We start from the raw sequence: 3,470 nt of genomic DNA on the forward strand, positions 1-3,470 counted from the left end.
GTACTTCGTTCAGTTGCAATATTGCTGTTTGTTAAGTCAGCTATTGTTTGAACAACATTACTTTTTTCTCTAAACACCAACCAAGCAATTTAGTTACAAATTTATGATTATTTAGAAAATTTTTAATAGCAGGTATTTCTTCTTGTGAATTTAAATCAGAAGGTGTAGGAGTGACATCAACGCATTAGCAGAAGGCCAAAAATTATTAATTTTATCTTTAATAGATGTGCCCAAAGAATTTTATATTCTTGTACATCATTTATATATTTTGTAATTTATTCCAATCTTCTTTTGCTTGTTGAACTTTTTGTAAATTATCCAACGCAGTTTTATAAGCTTCTTTTAAGGGTTGAGGAGTTTGATTATCCACAAAAGGAAAAAAACTTATAAAAGATTGCCACCAAGTTGGAGAAGGTTTTAATAAATTGGAAGCTTCTTGAAACTTATTTTCTTTAAATTGTTTTCTACTTCTTTATATTGTTGTTCCGCTTTTTATATGCTTCATCATATTCTAACATATTTTTAATGTTTCGTCTTGTTGGGTTAATCTTTAATTTGTTCTTTTGTTTCTTCAATGGAGTTATTTCTTCTGTATTTGGTTTAATAATTGTATGTCAATATTTTCAGGGCTTTGGGTTCCTGCACTATTATAAATAGCTGTTCTAACTTCTTTGACTTTATTCCACAACCAAGAACCACACCCTTCTTTTTGTTCTTCTGCTTTTTCTTCTTTTGGTTTATTTAATTGATTATCTTTGCATCATTTTGATCTTTATTATTCCCCCTTATTTGCACTTGCTTCTTTCTGTGCATAAACAACATTATTATTAAAATAAGGATTTTTCTTCTTAAAAACTAAAACTACAAACATTAAAAACTATAAAAATAAAAAAATTAACTAAATTTAATATTAAAGCTAAACATAATATTTTTTTACCTATAAATTTCATCGTTTTACTCCTTATTTTTATAGGACATTTAAGTATTACATTAAATGTTATGATAAGATATTTTATTGTCATTATAATTTATTTTAGTTTTTTCTAAGTTAAACAAATTAATTAATTTTTTGATAAATTGATGGTTTTGCGGTGCAAAGTTAAAAATAATTCATGATGTTTTTGGTGATAATAAAGTGTTGATATAAAATAGGAAAGTGTTGTTCCTAATTTCTATATACTTATAAATAGTACCATATTCATTATAACTTAATTTTATAAAACAAAAGCAAATTTGTGATGTTGGTAAGCTAAAAAAATACCTAGCAAGGGGTTAATTTTTTTTATTTAAGTGTTTTAAAATTCTTTCAATATGATAAAACCCACTTTATTGAAGTTGTTTGTTGGGTGTAGGTTTTTATATCCAAAGAGCAATTTTTTCTTTCTAAAATATAGTTTCCTGAATCATTTAGTATTACTTGATTTTGCTTTATTTTAATATAGCCTTTTTTAAAGCATTATTAAGACATTCATTATAACGAGATAAAGACCATTTTAGATCTTTTATAAATCTTCTTGAAAATGATTTTTTTGTAATTGATCTTGATGATTTTTGAGATGCATTAGTAAAGAAATAATCATAAATTCTTTTTTTTTGCAAATTATTTTTTAATCATTTTTGGCAACAATTCCAGTTTTAGGGGCTAAGAAGAAAAAGAGCAAAAAGTTCACTAAATTCATAAAAGCAATTAATCCTGATACTGGTAAATTAAGTCCAATTGCCAAATAATAACCAAGACTAGAATTCACAAATGCAAGCCATAAAGAAAGCAAAAAGCTATTATATAGATTCTTAGTAACTAAAAGAGATGTAGCAGCAGGTCCAATCATACAAGAAATTACCATAATAGGAACCAACTACATCAAAAGAAATAACAGCTGTCATAGAAACTAAAAACATCAATAAATAATTAATTAAAGTAGTGGAAAAGCCGAGGATTACAGCAAGAGTAGGGTCAAAAATATAGATTTTTAATTCTTTATAAAAGAAAAGCACAAAAAACAAATTAAGACATAAAAGAGGAATAATTTTTGAGTTGTTTAATGTGGGTAAGTTCAATATTGCCTAAAAAAACAGCATCAGTATCTAAATGTTCGTGTCTTGTATAAAGACTTATCAAAATAATTGCTAACGAAAAGAAAAAAAGTAAACACAATCCCAATAGAAGCATCTTTGGTAACTTTAGAATGTTTGCCTAAAAGTTCTACCATATAAGCTGTAAGCACACCTACTAAAGCAGATCCCATAATTAAAGAAGAGAATTAAGATTTTTAACTACTAAAAAACTACAACTATTCCTAATAAAACACTATGACTCATAGCATCAACTACCATAGAAGACTTTTTCAATACTAAAAAAACTCCTAAACTAGCCAAAGTCAAAGAACAAAATAAAATAACTAAAAAAACATCTAGTTCAAAGCCACCAACAACATTATTTATAAAACTTATCATTAAACAATACCATCAATTAAATTTTCAACTAATTTAATTCTCTTTATGTGTTAATTGGGCTTTTGATTTTGTAACATTTAAATATTTTTCCTTCCATAAAAACTTTCTATTTGATTATTGGCAAACTCAAAGTATGAGTTTCTTCTTGTTTGTAATAAAGATGAATAAGTTGACGAAATTTTTAATCTTTTTTTGATATTTAATTTTTTGCCATATCTACTAATAACTCCATATTTAGGAGAAAATAGCAAGGACAAAGCAATAAATAAAGTAGTAATAACAATAATAATTGGTCCTGTTGGCATATCTTGTACACTATTGCTTATAAAACTCCAATTAAACTAGAAAGAAAGTAACAATGGAAGCAAAAATAACATTAGTAACAAATCTATCACTAAATTGACGAGCAATTACTCCTGGCATAATTAAAAAAGGCACTTGTCAAATAATACCAATAATTTTTAAACTAATAACTACTACTCCAATTAATAGAGAAATTAAGAATAAAAAGTCATAATTTTAGTGTTAAATCCTACACTTTGGGCAAACTTGTATCATCAAAAATATAAATTTTGAATTTTTCCACAACCAACTACCACCGCAACTAAAGTAATTAAAGCCATAATGCCAGTAGAAATCATATCTAGTTCAGTTACTAAAGCAATTTGCCCTAAGATAAATTTTTCCAAAGTAGCTATTTTATTTATCCTCACCAGTATTTTGAAACAATGGCAATCAAAAACGTTGCAAGACCAAAAAAGAAACCAAGTACTAACGATAAGGGCTATCTGAATTTAATTTCTGAATATTTTTTAATAAGTTCCATCAAAAGCAGTAACAAACTGACAAGAATAGCACCAACCACGAAACCCAAATATCTGTACTACGAGCAAAAGATAAACTAGGCAATTCCTGGCAAGCGGTATTGAAGAAAAAAAAAAAAAAAAAAAAAAAAATAACATTGGACTTGTTTTCAGGATAATAAAACACCTAAAATACTAATCCTTAAATCACTT

The 3,470-nt window shown here is 26.4% G+C and carries 6 protein-coding genes and 1 pseudogene; all 7 read right to left on the reverse strand.

Annotated features, from left to right (window positions below; genetic code table 11):
• Nucleotides 1-1,607 precede the first annotated feature (1,607 nt).
• A complete protein-coding gene (locus tag ACEW7V_RS03205; RefSeq protein ID WP_374695425.1) occupies nucleotides 1,608-1,829 on the reverse strand; it encodes a hypothetical protein in 222 nt (73 codons plus the stop codon).
• Nucleotides 1,792-1,995: a metal ABC transporter permease gene (locus tag ACEW7V_RS03210; RefSeq protein WP_374695783.1), complete on the reverse strand. Its 204-nt coding sequence runs from the start codon at nucleotides 1,993-1,995 to the stop codon at nucleotides 1,792-1,794. The genes ACEW7V_RS03205 and ACEW7V_RS03210 overlap by 38 nt, the downstream gene beginning before the upstream one ends.
• A 10-nt stretch (nucleotides 1,996-2,005) precedes the next feature.
• Nucleotides 2,006-2,161 carry a hypothetical protein gene (locus ACEW7V_RS03215; protein ID WP_374695791.1) on the reverse strand — a complete coding sequence of 52 codons (156 nt, stop codon included), beginning with the start codon at nucleotides 2,159-2,161 and terminating at the stop codon, nucleotides 2,006-2,008.
• 25 nt (nucleotides 2,162-2,186) lie between these two features.
• Nucleotides 2,187-2,246, reverse strand: a pseudogene (locus tag ACEW7V_RS03220) (hypothetical protein); the annotation flags it as partial.
• Nucleotides 2,247-2,277: 31 nt separating this feature from the next.
• The gene (locus ACEW7V_RS03225) at nucleotides 2,278-2,454 is read right to left on the reverse strand and encodes a metal ABC transporter permease (RefSeq protein WP_374695426.1); all 177 of its coding nucleotides are present in this window, start codon (nucleotides 2,452-2,454) and stop codon (nucleotides 2,278-2,280) included.
• Nucleotides 2,455-2,531: 77 nt separating this feature from the next.
• Nucleotides 2,532-2,759: a hypothetical protein gene (locus ACEW7V_RS03230; RefSeq protein ID WP_374695427.1), complete on the reverse strand. Its 228-nt coding sequence runs from the start codon at nucleotides 2,757-2,759 to the stop codon at nucleotides 2,532-2,534.
• A 252-nt stretch (nucleotides 2,760-3,011) separates the two neighbouring features.
• Nucleotides 3,012-3,143, reverse strand: coding sequence for a hypothetical protein (locus tag ACEW7V_RS03235; RefSeq protein WP_374695428.1), 132 nt, complete (start codon nucleotides 3,141-3,143; stop codon nucleotides 3,012-3,014).
• Nucleotides 3,144-3,470: the final 327 nt, after the last annotated feature.

It is taken from the genome of Areca yellow leaf disease phytoplasma, assembly GCF_041920595.1.